This is a genomic window from Caloramator sp. ALD01, assembly GCF_000472625.1.
Taxonomy (GTDB): domain Bacteria; phylum Bacillota; class Clostridia; order Clostridiales; family Caloramatoraceae; genus Thermobrachium; species Thermobrachium proteoclasticum.
Map to the genome: position 1 here is coordinate 57,464 of NZ_AXAA01000002.1, position 19,902 is coordinate 77,365.

General features: G+C 28.6%; 19 protein-coding genes. All 19 read right to left on the minus strand.

Translation table 11 applies throughout. The features are described 5' to 3' along the window. Positions 1-29: 29 nt before the first annotated feature. Positions 30-230, minus strand: coding sequence for a hypothetical protein (locus A3M9_RS0101310; protein WP_027307604.1), 201 nt, complete (start codon positions 228-230; stop codon positions 30-32). A gap of 318 nt (positions 231-548) precedes the next feature. Beyond that, on the minus strand, positions 549-1,673 hold the full coding sequence (locus tag A3M9_RS0101315) for a radical SAM protein (RefSeq protein ID WP_027307605.1): 1,125 nt from the start codon (positions 1,671-1,673) through the stop codon (positions 549-551). 18 nt (positions 1,674-1,691) lie between these two features. Beyond that, the gene (locus A3M9_RS12930) at positions 1,692-2,735 is read right to left on the minus strand and encodes a site-specific DNA-methyltransferase (RefSeq protein ID WP_035165637.1); all 1,044 of its coding nucleotides are present in this window, start codon (positions 2,733-2,735) and stop codon (positions 1,692-1,694) included. A gap of 282 nt (positions 2,736-3,017) precedes the next feature. Continuing rightward, positions 3,018-3,608, minus strand: a complete 591-nt coding sequence (locus A3M9_RS0101325; RefSeq protein ID WP_027307606.1) for an MjaI family restriction endonuclease — start codon at positions 3,606-3,608, stop codon at positions 3,018-3,020. A 113-nt stretch (positions 3,609-3,721) separates the two neighbouring features. Then, entirely contained in the window at positions 3,722-5,737 is a 2,016-nt protein-coding gene (locus tag A3M9_RS0101330) for an FAD-dependent oxidoreductase (RefSeq protein ID WP_035165639.1), read from the minus strand. Positions 5,738-6,075: 338 nt separating this feature from the next. Then, positions 6,076-7,392, minus strand: coding sequence for a pyridoxal phosphate-dependent aminotransferase (locus A3M9_RS0101335; protein WP_027307608.1), 1,317 nt, complete (start codon positions 7,390-7,392; stop codon positions 6,076-6,078). 256 nt (positions 7,393-7,648) lie between these two features. Beyond that, positions 7,649-8,665, minus strand: coding sequence for a glycosyltransferase family 2 protein (locus tag A3M9_RS0101340; RefSeq protein ID WP_027307609.1), 1,017 nt, complete (start codon positions 8,663-8,665; stop codon positions 7,649-7,651). Next, positions 8,666-9,325: a phosphatase PAP2 family protein gene (locus tag A3M9_RS0101345; protein WP_027307610.1), complete on the minus strand. Its 660-nt coding sequence runs from the start codon at positions 9,323-9,325 to the stop codon at positions 8,666-8,668. Between the two features lie 197 nt (positions 9,326-9,522). Continuing rightward, the gene (gene glf, locus A3M9_RS0101350; RefSeq protein WP_027307611.1) at positions 9,523-10,611 is read right to left on the minus strand and encodes a UDP-galactopyranose mutase; all 1,089 of its coding nucleotides are present in this window, start codon (positions 10,609-10,611) and stop codon (positions 9,523-9,525) included. A 282-nt stretch (positions 10,612-10,893) separates the two neighbouring features. After that, positions 10,894-11,541 carry a vWA domain-containing protein gene (locus tag A3M9_RS0101355; RefSeq protein ID WP_027307612.1) on the minus strand — a complete coding sequence of 216 codons (648 nt, stop codon included), beginning with the start codon at positions 11,539-11,541 and terminating at the stop codon, positions 10,894-10,896. A 125-nt stretch (positions 11,542-11,666) separates the two neighbouring features. Next, the gene (locus A3M9_RS0101360) at positions 11,667-12,671 is read right to left on the minus strand and encodes a macro domain-containing protein (RefSeq protein ID WP_027307613.1); all 1,005 of its coding nucleotides are present in this window, start codon (positions 12,669-12,671) and stop codon (positions 11,667-11,669) included. Positions 12,672-12,711: 40 nt separating this feature from the next. Beyond that, entirely contained in the window at positions 12,712-13,080 is a 369-nt protein-coding gene (locus A3M9_RS0101365) for a DUF2500 domain-containing protein (RefSeq protein WP_051350542.1), read from the minus strand. 205 nt (positions 13,081-13,285) lie between these two features. Beyond that, positions 13,286-13,786 carry a hypothetical protein gene (locus tag A3M9_RS0101370; protein WP_027307615.1) on the minus strand — a complete coding sequence of 167 codons (501 nt, stop codon included), beginning with the start codon at positions 13,784-13,786 and terminating at the stop codon, positions 13,286-13,288. 233 nt (positions 13,787-14,019) lie between these two features. Beyond that, entirely contained in the window at positions 14,020-14,682 is a 663-nt protein-coding gene (locus A3M9_RS0101375) for a hypothetical protein (protein ID WP_035165656.1), read from the minus strand. Further along, positions 14,672-15,496 (minus strand): ABC transporter ATP-binding protein, encoded by an 825-nt coding sequence (locus tag A3M9_RS0101380; RefSeq protein WP_027307617.1) that lies wholly within the window; start codon positions 15,494-15,496, stop codon positions 14,672-14,674. Before A3M9_RS0101380 ends, A3M9_RS0101375 begins: the two co-directional genes overlap by 11 nt. A gap of 25 nt (positions 15,497-15,521) precedes the next feature. Continuing rightward, positions 15,522-15,983 carry a hypothetical protein gene (locus A3M9_RS0101385; RefSeq protein WP_027307618.1) on the minus strand — a complete coding sequence of 154 codons (462 nt, stop codon included), beginning with the start codon at positions 15,981-15,983 and terminating at the stop codon, positions 15,522-15,524. A gap of 822 nt (positions 15,984-16,805) precedes the next feature. Beyond that, the gene (locus A3M9_RS0101390; protein ID WP_084106770.1) at positions 16,806-17,162 is read right to left on the minus strand and encodes a hypothetical protein; all 357 of its coding nucleotides are present in this window, start codon (positions 17,160-17,162) and stop codon (positions 16,806-16,808) included. 139 nt (positions 17,163-17,301) lie between these two features. After that, positions 17,302-18,675 carry a 23S rRNA (uracil(1939)-C(5))-methyltransferase RlmD gene (gene rlmD / locus A3M9_RS0101395; protein ID WP_027307620.1) on the minus strand — a complete coding sequence of 458 codons (1,374 nt, stop codon included), beginning with the start codon at positions 18,673-18,675 and terminating at the stop codon, positions 17,302-17,304. Positions 18,676-18,814: 139 nt separating this feature from the next. After that, positions 18,815-19,819 (minus strand): aldo/keto reductase, encoded by a 1,005-nt coding sequence (locus A3M9_RS0101400; RefSeq protein WP_027307621.1) that lies wholly within the window; start codon positions 19,817-19,819, stop codon positions 18,815-18,817. Positions 19,820-19,902 lie beyond the last annotated feature (83 nt).

A 19,902-nucleotide genomic window follows, 5' to 3' on the forward strand; every position in this document is an offset into this window, starting at 1 on the left:
TTCTAATGTAATTTTTTATAAATTAAAACTTATCTTCCTAATTTAACTGTATACCAATTTTTATCCTTATTTTTTTCATATCCACTTAATTTAGATATTTGAACATTTGGGTATGATTTTCTAATATATTCTACTTCCTCAGAAGATAACCTCAACTCTCTCACTACTTTCCCATCCCTGAAGGAATTTGCAAAAAACTCTTCGAATTTTTTAATTTTATCTACTTCCATTTTTTCTCCCCCTGATATTTAAAATATAACCCTTTTTAAAAGTATTATAACATATTATTGCTCTTCATTATAGATTATTACAATAAATATTTATACAATAATCAAATCTAAATGTAAATAGTGTTTATTTAATATGAAAGAAAAAGAGCCCTCTACCTTCATTTGTAGAAGACTCTTTTTCTTTCATATTTTTGTATATACTATTTTTTGAATATTTCCATTGGCTTACCTATTGGTAAAAATTCACGTCCAAAGTGGTGATTTAAATTTATTTAAAAATCAAAGTTTTCACTTTAGGTTGATATAGGTGTCAATATTTTAGAAAAATAATTCCCCTGGCCTGTATCCATATGGTAATTCTTCTTCACTTAAAAATTTAAAATTATCATCTTGCAAAATAGGTAAAAATACATCATATGGAATTCTTGAAAACTCACAAGAATAGTTACTTGCTCCAAACCATTTTCCCTCTTTGCTGCCTAAATTTAAACCTCTTGCAAACTTTGTATAGTTTGAACAATCGTGAACCACTAAATCCCAGTTTTCTTCTTCAGCAATTTTCATTAGTTTAAGAGTAAGCTCCCTACTCCAAATTGGTGAAATATAACCACCTCTTGATATATACATATTTTCTCCATAATAATTGTATATGTTATTTTCATTTAAATGAAGTTCTGCACAGTTTATAAAATCAAGTTTTGTATCTAATATAGCCTGTTTTTTCTTTAGAAATGATTCAAAAAACTCAGGTGTCATTGGTGTTTCAATACCTACTCTTTCAATATACTGTTTCGCTATACCTATATTTTCTATAACCTTGTCTGAACAGTTAGTAGCACCTAAATTAAAGCGTATCTCATTAAGTCCAGCTTCACCTAATGCCTTTAATGTCTCCTCTGTTGCCAAAGTACCATTTGTGTACATATGTTGATGGATTTTAGCTTCACTAAATTTTTTTATTACAGAATAATATTTTTCAATTTCCATAAATGGTTCTAAATATACATATGCAACACCAGTAGGTTTATTTTGTATTGATAAAAGTAGATCTATATCCCTTTCATAAAACTTTGTTCCTCCAATTTCCCATAAACCTTCTCCAACTGGAGGCATATCTTCTAACTGTCCATAGTTATAGCAAAACTTACAATCTAAATTACACTTGTTTGTTTTTCTAATAGCACCCAAACCATTGCCCAGTAAACAAGAACGACAACCTTTAGGAAATTTATCTTCATTTCCAACAAAATAAGTTCTGTTTTCTAATGTTCTTAAATTTTTAATTTGAGACATTAGCATACTATTTCTATGTTCAACTACTGCTTCAATTTGTGCAAAAGTCGCATAAACAATCTCTTCTTGCTTTGGACTTAACTCCTCATCCTCTGGTAGTTGTGCAAAAAATTCAAACCACATCAACGCATCCTTCTTTGAAATCTTCATCTCTTGTCCTCCTCTATTTTAAAAATCTTCATCTAATATTACATCTTTATAGTAGCAAGTATAATTATAATCATTATTTTTTTCAATTTTATCAATCAGACTAAATTTAATATTTATTTCTTGACCTGTTATAACTGGCATTTTTAAATTTTGATTAAAATGTTTTATGGGCTTTTCGTAATTTTTTATAAAATAGTCATGATCCTTAATACGTTGAAGAGTTCTCTTATTGGCCGAAGATATAGATTTCCATACATTTTCTTCAATAATTTCTAAAAGATTTTTATCAATCTCATAACCAATGCTATTCCTTTGACAAGCCATCGCTGCTATAGTAGTTGTACCTGTACCTAAAAAAGGATCTAAGATAGTATCTCCTTTAATAGAATACATATTTATTAATCTATAGGCTAATTCATATGGATAAGCAGCACTTCTTGAACGTGAATTTCCCTTTAAATTTTGATTAACTCCTTTAAAATCCCACAAATCAGAAAACCATATATTACGCTCCTCCCAAAAATAAGCACTTTCCTGCCTAATCTTCTTTTCAAGCTGCGTTTTAAATTCTCTTTTTTTATCTTTTCTAAAAATTAATATATATTCATGTTCTAATGTAACATATGCACCTGCTGGTAACATACCAGACCCCATAAATTTGTTTGGTGCATTTGTTTGCTTTCTCCATATTATAGACGGTAAAGATTTAAAACCTAATTTATTCATTGCGGCTATTATTCTGGAATGATTCATATAAATTTCAAAATTATTATTTATTGTTCTAGTTGCATCTCCTATATTTATACAAACAATTCCTCCACTTTTTACAACTCTACTTAATTCCACCCAAACTTTATCAAGATTTTGATGCATAAATTCAAATGCACTTCTGCCATCACCTTTTTCAAAGGACTGTTTGACATTTTGGTCTTCAAAAAATAGCTCATCCCACATTTCAATCATTGGATATGGTGGCGATGTTACAACTAAATCTATTGAATTAGAAGGGATTTCTGACATATCTGATGAATTTTTAAAATATAATTTATGGAATGTACTCATTAAGTTCATCCTTTCTTGTGCTTAACTAAGCTAATTTAATCTTCTAAAGTAATATCCACAACATCATTATAATAACTAATAATTTACCCCATTGCAACATACAGTATTTTGTTTGAGTTATTTACTTTAATTTTATATGTTTAACTAAATATAAATAAAAAAACATGTCTTAAGTGACATGTTTTTTTATTTGGTCTATTACTTCTGGATTTGTAAAAACAATTTTAGATTGATCTGATATTTGTTTGTATTTTAATATAAATATAAAAGTTAATTTGACAGCTATTCCTCCACTTCAACATACAAACCTGTTTTAGTTTTTGAATAATAAATCATTTTTACATTAATTGTTTCTGACAAATGTCCCATTGTTTTATATGAATCAGGTTTAATAGAATAGGGAGTTTCTCCTACAAAACCATCAATACCTTGTGATTCTTCATAAGGTGTAGCTAATCTAAAATCTTGGCCTGTCTTTTCAGCAAATGCTGCTAAAATTGCTTGTTGAACATATAAACCATTATATGTTTTATTAATAACAAGATCTCGAACCCATTTTTCCACTAAATTTTTATCTATCAATTCTATAGCTTTTTTAAAGTTCTCTATCTGTTCATAAATTTTTATTGTTGCTTCTTCAATTGCATTGGGATATTTATCTAAATACCAACTTTCCCAATTTTCAATAGAAATATCGTTTGTCTGATTTTGAAATTCTTGAAACAATTCAGATAGTTGTCCAACAACTTTTGGTCTAGTTCCCTGTGCATTTTGATTTGCTAAGTTAATTAATTGTGTTGTATACTTTGGAAATTCTAGTTTAGTTATTCCATTATATTTTTGAATATTTTCATTTGTAATTTGAAATTTCATTTCTACCCCCAAAATTTAACAAAATAATATATCCTTTATATTTGCTTTATAATACAATTATATCATCAAAAACTAAGAGTTCAACCAATCAAATTGCCTATTACCTATTATTTTTATTTATTTCTTAAGCGTGCCATCATTCTTGTTAATCCGCCACCATTTTCAAGATTTGTAAAACCATAAGCTCTAAGAATTTGAACAGCATAAGCACTTCTTGCTCCTGACGCACAATATAAAATTATTTTTCTATCCTTATTTCCTAATTCATCTATTCTATATTCTAATTCATCTAAAGGTATATTTATAGCCCCTGGAAATGCTCCATACTCAAATTCTTCTTCTGTACGAACATCAACAATTAAAGGTTCATTAGACTGTTCCTTCTTTATTTCTTCTGTTGCAACATTCTTCTTATCTTCAGTATTCTTTTCTCCTATTTTTTTGACTTCTGGTGAAGGTAAATTAATTTGGAAATTTATTGGATTAATTGCCCTTATATAACGTGAAAGACTTTCAAATCCACCACTTACATTATACACATTTGTAAATCCTGCCCCAATAAAAGTACGTACTGCTTGATGTCCTTTCTTTCCTGTTTGATCATAAATTAATATTAATTGATCTTTTGGAATTCTGTTTAGAACAGTTGCTATCATTTCAAGTGGTACATTTACTGCACCCTCTACATGTGATTTTTCAAATGCAAATACATCTCTAACATCAATCCACAACGCATCTTTTCCATTTAAAAAATCATCAATTTCAGAAACAGTTAATGAAGGTGAATAACCTGAAATTCTATTCTCAGCTACGAAGGCTGCCATATTAATAGCATCATTTGCAGTTCCTAATGGTGGTGAGTATGCAAAATCTATATCAGCAAGGTCATAAACAGTAAGTTTTGATGCCACAGCAGTTGCTAAAACATCTAACCTTCTATCTGCTCCTGCATAACCAGCTGTTTGGCCTCCTAATATTAATCCAGTATCTTTATCATAAACAATAAGCACTGTAACTAATTCTGATCCAGGATAATAAGAAGTATGGTGTTCCTTATGAACTACAATTGCATCTGCATTAAATCCTACAGACCTTGCAGCTTTTAATGAAAGCCCTGTAATTCCTGCAACTGCATCAAAAACCCTTACTATTGATGTACCAATAGGGCCTTTATACTCATGTTTTTTACCAAGAGCATTCTCAGCTGCAATTCTTCCTTGACGATTAGCAGGGCCCGCCAGAGGAATACGAACCTTCTTACCAAGAACTCTGTGTTCAAATTCAATCATATCGCCTGCTGCATAAATATTGTCATCACTTGTCTTTAATGTTGAATCAACTAATAGTCCTCCTGCATCGCCTATAGCAAGACCAGCTTCTTGTGCAAGTTGTAATGTAGGTCTAACACCAATTGATAATAATACCATATCTGCATCCACTTTTATGCCATCTTTAAGTGTTACGCTGTTTTTACCTATCTCAGATACAGCTTTACCTGTTAGTATATTTACCCCATATGACAACATTTCTTGCTGAATAAAACCTGCTATTTCTGCTTCCATTATACTCATCACGTAAGGCATCATTTCCACTACTGAAACCTTTATCCCTCTTTTTACTAATGCTTCTGTCATTTCAAGTCCTATAAACCCACCACCTACAACAACAGCTGTTTTGGGTTTTTTATCTTCTATAAATGAATGTATTTTATCCATATCTTCAAGTGTCCAAAGTTGAAAAACATGATCTTGTTCTGCACCTGGAATTGGTGGAGCAATAGGCTTACCACCCTGAGCTAAAATTAATTTTGTATAATCAAAAGCCATCTTTTCACCTGTAACAGTATTAACAGCATATACAATTTTATTTTGTCTATCTAATTCTATTGCTTTTGTATTAACATAAACATCTACTTGATATTGTTCATAAAAACTTTCTGGGCTCTGTAGTATAAGTTTTGATCTATTCTTAATATCTCCCCCTATATAATATGGAAGCCCACAATTTGCAAATGATATATCTGGTCCAGCTTCAAGAATTGTAATTTTAGCATCAGCCGAAAGTCTTCTTGCTTTTGCTGCTGCTGTAGCACCCGCTGCTACACCACCTATTATAACTATTTTTTCCATAATAATCACCTCAACATATTTTATTTACTAATTTCGGATAGATTTATTTTTTGATAGGATTATTAAATTATTTATAAACCTATTAATTTATTTAAGTATAAAATTATTATTATAATTTTTTTATCTCAGTTTATAATATACCCCCTATGGGTATATTATAAAACCTACCCACTCCATAGTCAATATAAAATATTCTGAAATTAAATATAGAATTATATATTTCAAATAATTTCTCTTTAAAATCTAAATAAAAATACAGACATTTAAAGAAAATGCCTGTATCAGCTATCAATATTAAAATTAATACAATATATAAATAATATGTCTACCTAATAAAATCATCGTTGTGACTCATATTGTTTTAGTAGCTTTACAAATAGTTCAGGAACCTTTGCCATTTTATCTGGTGACTCTACGAAGGAAATTCTAAATTGTGTAGTTCCAGGGTTGTATTCACCCTCCTCAACATTGTAGAAACCCTTCATTGGCGCTACTAATAATGTTGTTTCAACACCATCTATTTCAACCACACCCTTTTCTGCACAGTAAAGAACAAAATCAATTGAATCAAATCCTGGTTTTACTACATTTCTAACATCTATAACCAAGTATATTGAAGCATCAGGACTTGAAACAATTAAATTTGGTTCTAAGTTTTTAAGACCGTTGTATACTGTCATAATCTGTTCTTTATAATAGTTTCTAAGGTTTTTACACCAATCTAAAATTTGTTCCTTTGATTCGTGGGCAAGTGCTCCAAATATGTATTGTCCTAATACATTTGCACAAAGGTTTGCTGTATATTCTGCTACAGCACGATTATTAAATTCTACATTGTCCGTTATTAATGCACCTATTCTCAAGCCACAGGCATTCCATACCTTTGAAGCAGTTTCTATACTTATCCTTCTACCTTCAATTCCTGGAACCTCTTTATCTGTTATTCCCCATATACTTACTAATCTTGTATCATCTGTATAATAAAGTTCTCGATATGCCTCATCACTTACCATCCACATATTATATTTTACACATAGTTTTGCAAGTTCAATAAGTGTTTCGTAATCATATAACTGTCCTGTTGGGTTGTCATATGGTATAACAAGAAGTGCTCCCGGATTGTACCTCTTTATCATTTCTTCAATTTTATCTATTTCAGGAAGGCTGAATTTCCCTTTTTCATTTAATTTACGTTTAACTGTAACAATCCTTCTGCCTATTCTTTCAGCAAAGGAAATATAATTCGTATACGCTGGATCAATCATTAAAAGGGGTCTTTCATCTGAACCTGCAGGGCCACATACCCCTAATAAAAGTATTTCCATAGCAGCTGAACCACCATCGGTTATTTGAACATAAAGATTACTTGTATCAAAACCTTCACATTTTAAAATATTTTTAAATGCATCTTGGCATTCTTTAAAACCAGCCGTAGTTGAATATCTTATAACCCCTTTTGAAAATGGACTTTCAGCTGCATCAAGTGAGAACATTCTCTTCATCATAGCTGGATTAGTTGGAAGTGATACATTTCCTATACCTACATTTATAACAGCTTGCGGCTTAACTTTACGCTCTTCATATTTCATTTGTGCTAATCTTATATCTGATGGTGTTCTTGATTGAAAATGAGAGGATAAAACCGGTTTATTCATTTTTAAAACTCCCTTCAATAAAACTGAAATACTCAATATTTTCAGTTTTATTTTAATATACAGAATATTTTTAATCAATAAATTTTTCAATTTTTTTACACTTTGTTACGATTATTAAATAATTTTAAGCTTGTAAGTAAGCAAATATGTTTTTCTATGAAATTAGTAATACAAATCTTATATAAAAAAGGACAAGTATTATTCATACCTGTCCTTTTTTCAAAATAATTCTTTGTTCTATCACAAATATAAATCATTAATTAAATGCGTAAATTTTTTTTGATAAAGAATAACCTGATAATATTATCTTTTTCCCTATAAAAGTATCCATTTGCATTAGTTTGCCTAACAACGTTTTATTTACTTCTTCATATAAGTTTTTATTTTTAGAACGTAAATAATTCCATAACTCATCCTTCTTATTTAAGTTTTCTACTGTATTGGATTTTAAAAGGAGCACTGTACTCACTGTCATCATCATAGTTAAATATTGAGTCATATATTTACGAAGCTTTTTGCTCTCTATTTGTGTAGGATCGTATAGATCAATCATTATCTTTGTAACCTTTATCTGTTGATCTATACGTCCTATCATTATTTTTTCATTAACTGACTGATCTTCTCTTCCAATAAAGTATCTATAAAGGTCAACATTTATGTAATACATTGTTTTTACATAAGGTAATGGTTTAAACACAAAAATATTATCAACATAAAATGTATGTTTCGGAAGCTCTAAATTACAATTTCTTAAAATCTCTGTACGATAAATAACAGAATGCATTAATATATTCTGGCTTATTTTGAAATCTCCTATATCATCCCAAGTAAAAATTCTTTCCTCCGGCATAGCACTTTTATAGTTAATGCTTTTTGATTTTCCTATACTTACCTTTTCATATACATAATTTGTAATTAGCATATCAATTGGCTCAGGTTTATTGGCCATACTTCTTAAAACATCTAACACTTTGATAAAACTTTTTTTATCAAACCAGTCATCGCTATCTAAAACTTTATAATACATTCCTGTTGCATATTTTAATCCTGTGTTTACAGCATCGCCGTGTCCACCATTTTCTTTGTGTATTGCACGTATTATATTTGGATACTTTTTCTCATATTCGTCAGCAATTATTGCTGTATTATCCTTAGATCCATCATTAATAATTAAAATTTCAATATCATCACTTCCCACAAGTAGTGATTCTATTGCTCTCTCCATATAAGATGCTGAATTGTAGCAAGGAATTGCTATAGTTAAAACCTTCATTTATACCTCCTGATTTACTAATTTTTTTGCTCTGTAAAGTTGTAGCTGTAAAGAAAGCTTCCAGGTTACTTCAGCTAACACTAATCCTGCAATAACATCTGCTATAACGTGCTGCTTTGTAGTTAAAGTTGATATACTTATCATTATAGCCATAAACAAAGAAAAATACCTATACCAAACAGGAATTGTTTTATTATTTCTAATGCCAATAAAACAATACCAGCTAACTAAAACGTGGATTGATGGAAAAAGATTATTAGCTGCATCTACGCTATATACAAATTTGAGCATATCCACAAAAATGTTTGATTCAACAATATTTGGTCTAATATTGGTTGTAGGAAATGTAATATATATAATAAAACAGATTAATTTACCTAATATATCTGATATCGCAAGTCGATAGCAATTTTCTTCGCTTATTCGACTTATTAATATATAGTTAAAAATCCAAAACAGATAACTTCCTAAGTAAAAAATTATAAATATCGGTACTACTGGGATCATATTATCTAAATTGGTTGTCAAATCGTGAAATACCCTGTTTTTATAAAACAACCGTGCTCCAGAATATACTGAAAAATTGATTACTACGCATAAGAGCAACGGAATTACAGCATATTGAGGTATAAAGTTATATATACTTCTAATCCTTCTCATATTATTAAACCTTACTCCTTTAAGAGTTTATTGCTAAAGTTCTATTGATTTAGAACATTTACTTTTTAAGTATAATCATTTATTTTCTATACAGTCAATATAGGTAAAGTATTTTTAATTTAATCTTAATTTTTAACCCATAAATTTTATAAATTTGTAAAATTTAATCGCAAAAATCAATTTGAAATTCAAAAAAATTATTTTATGCTTTCATTAAAAAGATTTAGAGCCTCCTCTACTACCTTGTCCATATTAAAATATTTATAATTCGCAAGGCGTCCAACAAAATATACATTATCTAATTTTTTCGCCTCTTCTTCATAGAGCTTGTATTGTTCAATATTTTTCTTTTGAGGAATTGGGTAATACGGTTCACCCTCTGATGTAGAATACTCCCTTACAATTGTTGTTTTAAAATGTTTTTGGCCTGTTAAATGTTTAAATTCAGTTATTCTTGTAAAGTCGTAATCATTTGGATAGTTTACAGTTCCAACCTCTTGATATTTTTCACAATCTAAAGTTTCAAATTCAAACTTTAATGACCTATATGGAAGTTTGCCATATTTATAATCAAAATAATAATCAATTGGGCCTGTATAAATCAATTTTTCATATTCTATATTGCTTATAACATCTTTATAGTCCACATTTAACATTATATGTATATTTGAACTGTTTAACATACGCTCAAACATTTTGGTATAACCATACTTTGGCATACCTTGATATTTATCTGTAAAATACCTTCCATCTCTATTGGTTCTAATCGGTATTCTTGCTGTGACCTCTGGCTCTAATTGTGATGGATATAAGTCCCATTGTTTTTTTGTATATCCTTTAAAAAACTTTTCATAAAGTTCTTTCCCAACCTTACTAATGACCATATCCTCTGAATTTAATATTTCTTCCTTCTTATCTCTTATTTTTTCAAAAAAATCTTTTAACTCAACTGGTGTAAAATTAGTATTATATAACATATTTATTGTATCTAAATTAATAGGCATTGGAACAGTTTGTCCATCAACATATGCCAATACCCTGTGTTGGTAATGATACCATTCAGTAAACTTTGAAAGATAATCCCAAACTTCCTTATTATTTGTGTGGAAAATATGAGGACCGTATTTATGTACTAAAATTCCATCCTCATTAAAATAATCATAAGCATTTCCTCCAATGTGATTTCTCTTTTCAATTATTAAAACCTTTTTGTTTAAAACATTTGCTATCCTTTCTGCCAATACACATCCAACAAATCCTGCACCTACAATAACATAGTTATACATATTGTTCCTCCAAAATATTAATTTTTGAGCATTACTACATAACTTAAATTAACTTTATTTTAACTCTATAAAGTCTCAACAGCTCTAATAAATATAATTTTGATAATGAGTTTTACTCGAAGTTTATTTTATAATAAAATTGTATTTTTTTCAAATAATCCTTTTATAATAATCAAATTTAAACCATACTTTTATTAATAATATAACTCAACTTTTAAAAGATAAGCCATATCACTTTACATAAGTTATATGTGTGATATGGCCTATCTTTAAAATTTATTTCTATTTTCTTCTCCTCTTAAAATCTTCTTCTATACGTTCTTTCCAATTATCTGCGATTTTGTGACTCGTGCGTAAACAACTAACTGTTTCATTAATAACCTGATAATTAAGTAATACTCCTTCTTTATCCGCATTATAATTTGCTGCTCTATCTTGCCCAATTCCAAAACGTGCTGCAGTAGAAATAGCATCAATATTTGCACCAAGAAATATAAATTCCCAACCATAATTAGTTTTTTGATATTCTATCATTTGTCTAACTTTGTCAAAACTATACTCTTGGCTGGCATTTTCCATTCCATCTGTTATAATCACAAATAAAACGTGTTCAGCACGCTCGTCCTCTGATTTGTTTTTCTGTTCATTTACAACTTTATTTATAGTTCTTCCTATTGCATCTAACAGTGCTGTTGTTCCCCTTACATAGTATTCCTTCTCTGTTATAGGAATTACATCTTTTATATTAACACCATTATGCAGCAATTCGTATTTGTCATCAAATAATACTGTAGTTATTACAGCCTCTCCTTCTTCTTTTTTTTGCTTTGCTAAAATTGAGTTAAATCCTCCAATAGTATCTCCTTCAAGTCCACACATTGAGCCACTTCTATCAAGTATAAATATTAGTTCAGTTAACCCCTTTTTCATAGTGCTATCCTCCCTTGCTTTTTATTATTTTTATGATAGCACTATAATAGTTTATATAGGTCGCTTAAAAGGCGACAAATTTTATATCTATAATTTTTATATTATCACATTTAAATTAATGACAATTACCCGACTAATAGTTTTTGTCCAAATGCAAATAAAACTTCATTTATTTCGTAAATATTATAATTTCCTTCCTCAATAAAATACTCAATAATTAAGTCAAATTTACTACTATGGGAAAGTGCATACCCTGCCTTTGCTAATAAATCTTTTGTTTCATCAAGGTTTAGCTTTAATGCTATTGCAAAGGCAATTGCTGTATTTTTACTTGGTTGATAATATATATCATTACGAATTTTAGAAAACAACCTACGATCTACATTTGCTCTTTTATAAACTTCAACATCATTCATACCCTTTTCATCAATTAACCGAATAAGTGCTTGTGAAAATGTCTCATCTATTTGATTTACTACATCATCAAGGTTACGTTTTTTTGTTGGAATGTAAATACTTCTTTCCTGTGGAATTAAATCTTCTTCATATAAATAATTTGATACTGATCTGAATTTATTAGTCCTTCTATATAATTGATGTTCTTGTATATATTTATCATCTATATATTGTTTTATCGTTGTAAACAATTTCTTAGAAATTAAAAATGCATCTCTGTCATATATCACTAGGTAAACCAACATATCATTTTTTAAAAGAAAATTCTCAATTTCTGTAATTGCAATTTTAAAGGCTTTATCTTTAGGAAAACCATAAGCACCAGCTGAAATTAAAGGGAAAGCTATACTCTCCAGATTATATTCTTTTGCCAATTTAAGTGAATTTTTATAGCAATCCGAAAGAAGCTTTTCCTCGTTATTATCTCCTCCAGTCCAAACTGGTCCAACTGTATGAATTACATATTTTGCAGGTAGGTCATATCCTTTTGTAATTTTTACTTGTCCAACCTTGCACCCGCCTAATGTTTTACATTCCTCAAGTAATTCAGGTCCAGCAGCTTTATGAATTGCTCCATCCACCCCACCCCCATCAAGCAATGATGGATTTGCTGCATTTACAATAGCATCAACACATACTTTAGTTATATCGTTTCGTATAATTTCAAATGGCATTACAACCCCTCCAAAGATGTAGGAAAATTTTTAAATTAGTTTAGTAATTATATAGCCTCTCAAACTTCTTAAACCATTTACCTTGATAGGTTACTATCCCATAGTCTCCCTCAGATATCAAACCATAGTCTGTTGGCCCTACCTTGAGCTCAAATCTTTGACCCGACTCATTTTCAAAAGTAATATAATAATCTGTATGGGCTATATGATGTATATCCGGGTTTGTATGCATAGTAGCACTAATTTCAGTTCTTTTTGTAATAACCCTAACTCTTTCTGACAAAATAGGAGAAGACTTGTTCCTATTATATTCCTTTATATTTATAAACATAATAAAAATAATCACTGTAAATATTATAATTGGGAAAAATAAAAATAACACATCAAATGCATAGAATTCAAAACCCACATCCACTCCCCCTTAATCAATTCTATTGTTAGCATTCATAACTTTATTATACCAATTTATGGTATTTTATTCAATGAATTCGCAAAACATTTTTTGTCATTCTTTAAAAACAATTAGCCATATCACTTAAATAATTTTTTTGAAAATGATATGGCCACCAATAATTTTAGTATAATTTTTTTATTGCCTATCTAATTTATAAAAATTAAGAGTCATATTTAATCAAGTAAAGTAAAAGATTATCTGCATCCAATATATACAACTTAAAATTAAAGTAATAATCTTTGGTATAATTTTTATATAAAAATAAATAATACCCATTTTTAACATTTGGTATTGGGCTATAGCTTGTGTTTTTAAGCAAATTTGTTAATTCAATATCATAAGTAAGTTGCTTATCAATAACAGTATATATATCTTTATCTATAGGTAATCTATTCCATTTAGATTTTTTTATTTTATCACTTAATATTAAATCAACATCTGCTTTTTCAAGTTGAAATACATAATAATCTATCCCATCACCGTGAAAACTTGCTGGAGATGTAGCTTTAAAAATAGTTTTTTTATTATACAAATTAATACGAGTTTCTTTATATATAATTATATTATTAATATAATTAAGTAAGGGTTTAAATTGCACTATCAGTAATACAAGTAATGATATAATTAAAATAACAAATATTTTAATTGTTCTTCTGTTCATAGTAACACCTTCTTTTATTGATTTCTTAATATAAAAAACTTAATTTACTAATTTTAAAAACGCTCATTTAAACATCTTAAATTTTCTTAATGTGAATTTTTTGCATTATTAATGTGTGTGTTCACTAATAATCCATTCATAACCAAAATATTATACATAAGTTTATAATACAAAGGTTTAAACACCTTTATAATAAGTATGCCTTTTTGAAAGGAAGATTGAATTTTTAAATTTTATTGCAACAAGACCTTTTCTGAACTAAGTTTGTTAACTAAAAATATTCCAACAAAAAATATTGCAATAATTAAAAATAAAATCAATCCAAACAAAAGTTGTATTGATATATTTTTAGTTATTAAGAATTTAGGAATATATGCAAAAGCAAATATCAAAATAAATTTAATAGCGTGTAATATACTTGAATTGCTTATAGTTAAATTAAAATAAAAAAATGTTAAAATACCTCCGATTATAAAAATAATTGATAATAACAAATATAGTAAATATATTTGTAATTTAACTGGACTATACATTAAAAATAAAATAATCCCCCAAAAAATCAGTAATACTAAATCAATAATAACAAGAGGGATTATTTTTATAATTAAATTATACGGAGATTTTATCGGAATTACGAAATATCTATGATATAAATTATATAACTTTTCTTTTTCTAAATTTATAGTTGATATGAATATAATTGAGTATGAAATTGAAATTAATAAAACTAAAACATATAATTGTGATAAATCCCTCATATTTTTTAATGTTGCAAAAAAATCATTCAAATTTAACAATAACATAAATAAAATTACATTGATTAAAACTAATGAAATAAACATTGATTTTATTAAATTTTTCAACTCTAACTTAATAAATTTTATCTTATTTACCATATACAACATCTCCTCCTACAGCTAACATATAGATTTCTTCTAAACTATCAACTACTTTATAATCACTAATACCAAAATTTTTTATTAATTCATCTCCCATTATATAAAAATCAGTATTTTTAATTTTATACATATCTAACCCTGTAAATTCTCCTTTTACTATGTGATAATTTTTCTGTATGGGAAATTCAACTAATGTTTCACCTTCATTAATTATAGATACTTTATCACATACTTTTTGCGTTTCTTGTAAATTATGTGAACTAAATATTATTGTTTTTCCTTCCTTTTTTAGCTGCAAAATAAAATTTCTCACTACTATTTGCATTTCTGGATCTAATCCTGATGTCGGCTCATCAAGTATTAGTAAGTCTGGATTCGGAAGAAGAACACTTATTAATGATACCTTCCTCTTCATACCTTTTGATAAATGCCTGAATTTCTTCTTTAAATCTACTTGATTAATTTGCAATAAATCAATATATGAAAATATATCTTGTTCATCTGCACCATATATGTAACACATAGATTTCAAATTATCTTCAATAGTCCAATCAATGTTAAAAGTTTCATAATCAAACATAACCCCAACTCTTTTATAATCTATTTTTTCGACTTCTTCACCAAAAATTTTTATATATCCATAATCTTTTTTTATTAAGCCAAGTATAGATCTTATTGTTGTTGTTTTACCCGCACCATTCTTTCCTAACAAACCATATATTTCATTTTGTTTAACAAACAAATTTATATCTCTTAAAACCTCTCTGCCATTTATAGTCTTTTGCAGATTTTTAACCTCGACTACATTCATCTTATCAACTCCTCAATTACAATATTTAATGCAAATAGTTTATATAATAAATAGTAAAAAAAGTTAATAAAAAAAATCCTGTACTTAATTCAAATGCCATTAATATATTATAGTTATTCAACACTTCACCTATCATCCACGCTGAAATAATTATATATGAATTCGCAACATAATTATAAATTTTTCTATAGACAACCTTTTTAGGAAAAATATTAAATATAATACGCAAACCACTTAATATTAATGAAATAGAAAAGAGCATAATAATAAATACAGGTTCACGTTCGTCTATCGTAAAATATTTTAATAATATACAAATTGTTATCAATCCAATTAACAAATCCATACAACAAGCTTTATTAAAAAGATTTTTCTTTAAATTGTTTGAATTACTTTTTAATTTTCTTAGACTAAGTAATATTATAAGGAATCTATAATATCCATATGCTCCCAATATAGCATATATAATCAAAATATCTTTTCCCATTTTACCCCACCCATTTGTACATTTTTCATAAACTTAATTTTTTCTTTATACCATTTACAATAACTTCTATTGATAAATCTTTAATTTATCATTTTTTCTCTCAAAAGCATAAACTGTAAAATTTCAATTATTTATAATCGCAATAAATCTATAACTTTAGTAATTTTATTGTTTAATAATTATCAATTTTTGCATTATCTATTATAATAAAAAACTCTTTAGATTCATCGGATTTTATTTTCTTAATACTATATTCCTGTCATCTTAAATAACGAAAATCTAATGTTAAAATTTAGTTATATTACTATATTCTTCTTTCAACCCCCAATTAATTATACCATTAGTTTCATATCTTTAAAATATACGAATTGCATATTTGATTATTATTTCTCTAATTTATTGCCCCCAATTATTTCTAATCTAATCAGTCCTTCAAATTTCAAACAAATTCTTAATCTGAATGATTTGTTATATATGATGCAAAATGAACTACCTGTACTTCATAGTTTGATAACTTTTCTAATTTGTCTATTGATACCCTGCAGTAGGCTGCTGTTCTTACTATGTCATCTAACGCAAGAATATTTAGATTCTATAGAATTCATTCTTAATTATTTATAAATTTTATTTTAAAATACTCTCTTGCAAATAAAAATTAAATTTTAAAACACTCCAATTGAAATTTAAAATTAAACTTGAAACACAAAAATAGTCTTTATATATCTAATTCTACATACTAACTTATTTTCCTTCTTTTTCTAATATATTTTTTATCAATTTACCCTTAACGCCAGTATATTTACGCTACAAAACAAAAAGCCTTTATATTCCATAGTGAATTAAATACTTATTTTTAATAATAGCCTCGGTAATTTTTTCAGTGAGAAGTTCAAGTTCTTTTGCTTTGAAGTAATTATTTGCCTTCATAATGATATCCCTAAACTGTTTGAGGGATTCTGGAGGGATAAGCGTTACACCACAATAATCTAATCCTGTACCTTGCTGGGTTGTAACTTGAAAATATGTCTTTAGTTCCATTAATTCTTCATTATACTTTATAATTAATTCGTAAATTAAATCATCATCGACAGAAACACAATTATATTTTTCAGGTTCGTAATCACTATACCATTTGTTTTCTTCAAAAGCATCTATTATTCCAAATTCGTGTTTTGCCAAAGTATCACCTCTAATAAAATACATTTATATATATTATACTTCCTTGCCAAAAGATTTTAGTACTTACATATAAAAAACAGAAGAGGCATAAAACAAATGTAAAAAAGGGGGCAAATTGCCCCTGATTCTTTATTTTAAGCTATTTCTTCTCTATCAACGCTACACACTCCACGTGTGCAGTTTGTGGAAACATATCAACTGGTTGAACTTCCTTTGTTTTATATCCAAAATCATTTAGGATTGCTAAATCCCTTGCAAGCGTTGCAGGATCACAGGAAACATAAACAATCCTCTTAGGATTACTCTTTGCTATAGCCTCAAGAAGAGTCTTTTCGCATCCCTTTCTTGGTGGATCAACCACAATAACATCTGCTTTAATTCCCTCTTCTATTAGTTTGGGAATTACATTTTCTGACTCACCAACAATAAATTCAACATTTCCCACATTATTTTGTTTGGCATTTTCCCACGCATTTTCTATTGCCTGTGGAACAATTTCAACACCATATACCTTTTTAGCCTTCTTGGCTAAAAATAATGAAATTGTACCTGTACCGCAGTAGGCATCAAAAACTACTTCTTCACCAGTTAAATTTGCATACTGAAGTGCCTTGTTATATAAAACCTCTGTTTGAACAGGATTTACTTGAAAGAAGGAAAGAGGAGAAATATTAAACCTAAACTCTCCTATATAATCAGTTATATAATCCTGCCCATAAAGTGTTATGCACTCTTCGCCTAATATAACGTTTGTATCCTTTGGATTTATATTTAAAACAATGCTCTTTATGTTTTCTATGTTTTTTCTTATCATTTCAACAAACTCATCTAAATATGGAACTTGTTTTTTTCTTGAAACAAGAACCACCATCACATCACCCGTTTTAAAGCCTTGTCTTACCATTATGTGCCTTATTAGTCCATCTTTTGTTTGCTCATTGTATGGTTCTACCTTATATTCTTTTATCCAATCTTTAGTGATTCTAATAACCTTATCTGCTACTTCATCCTGTATATAACAAGTTTCAATATCTATTATGTCGTGGGTTCTTGGAGCAAAGAAGCCAATAACAACCTCTCCATCATTTTTGCCAATAGGTAGCTGTACCTTGTTTCTATATCTATATGGATTTTTCATACCCAATGTATTATGTATAGTAACTCCCTCTAATTTTCCTATCCTTTCTATGCAGTCCTTCACTCTGTTTTTCTTAAAGTTTAGCTGTCCTTCATAGGTTAGATGCTGTATCTGGCATCCTCCACATCTTTTATATACAGGACATATTGGAGTTATTCTGTATTCTGATGGTTTAATAACCTCTAAAAGTTTACCAAACCCAAAGTTTTTTTGTGTCTTCACAGCCTTTACCTTTACTTCTTCTCCCTCTATTGCACCTTCAATAAAAAGTGTATAATCTTCAACTCTTCCTACTCCTTCTCCCTGAAATCCCATTCCTGTGATATTAACTATATAATCCTTGTTCTTTTCAACAGGTATATTCTTCAACTTCATCACCTATCCTTTATATTTTTGATACCAATACAACATTATACTATAAAAAAAACACACCTTAAAGGTGTGAAATGGTGTAGAATTAAGCCCCCGCTAATTTTCTATTTTAATTATTTACAATTAATCTTATTATTATACATCAAAATCCAAAACTTTCAACTACCTCTTTTAACATATCCCTTATCTTTAAATTATATGGACACTTTGTTTCACATAAGCCACACTTTATGCAGTCAGAGGCGTGTCTTTTCATTGCGGTATATCTTTCTGTTGCCCAAGCCTTTAAATCATACCTATCATAATAACCCTTCAAAATAAAGGAGAAAGGTATATCTATTCCTTGAGGACAGGGCATACAATATCCACATCTTCTGCAAAAGCTTTGAGTATATTTTTCCTTTATTTCTTTACACTTTTTCATCATTTCATCATTAAATTCTATATCTACAGCTGATATATTTTGTTTTACCTGTTCAATGCTATCCATACCTGGTATAACAGTTGAAATATTTTTGTTGTTTAGTATATAGGATATTGCAAGTTCACCATCCTCTAATGCCCCACCTGCTAAAGGCTTCATTGCTATTACTCCAATATCCCTTCTATTTGCCTCTTCAAATAAATTTTCTGCTTGATCCTCTACAATATTGTAGGGGTACATTATTGTTTCAAACACGTCATATTCTAATACCTTTTTTAACAGATCAAGACTATGGGAAGTTATGCCGATATGCAAAATTTTACCACTATTTTTAGCCTCAAGTAGTGCCTCAAGGGCTCCACCCTCCGTCATTACTTGCTTTAGGGTTTCTTCATCCTTAACATTATGAAGCTGATAAAGGTCTATGTAGTCTGTCCTTAAATTTTTAAGGCTCCTTTCAATATCCTCCTTCATTGCATCCTTAGTTCTTGCCATTGATTTTGATGCAATATAAACTTTTTCTCTTATTCCTAAAAGTGCATTGCCTATGTATTCTTCACTAACTCCATATCCTCTTGCTGTATCAATAAATTTTATACCACCTTCAACAGCAAATTTTATAACTTTCTCTGCTTCTCTTTGGGTTATTCTTTGAATAGGAATTCCTCCAAAACCAACTTCAGACACCATTATGTTTGTTTTACCTAATCTTCTTTTTTTCATAAGCCTACCCCCTCTATGTTTATTATAAATTAAAATAAGCCCTATTGAAAGGGCTTAAGGAGGTAAACTTATGATAAAGTTAG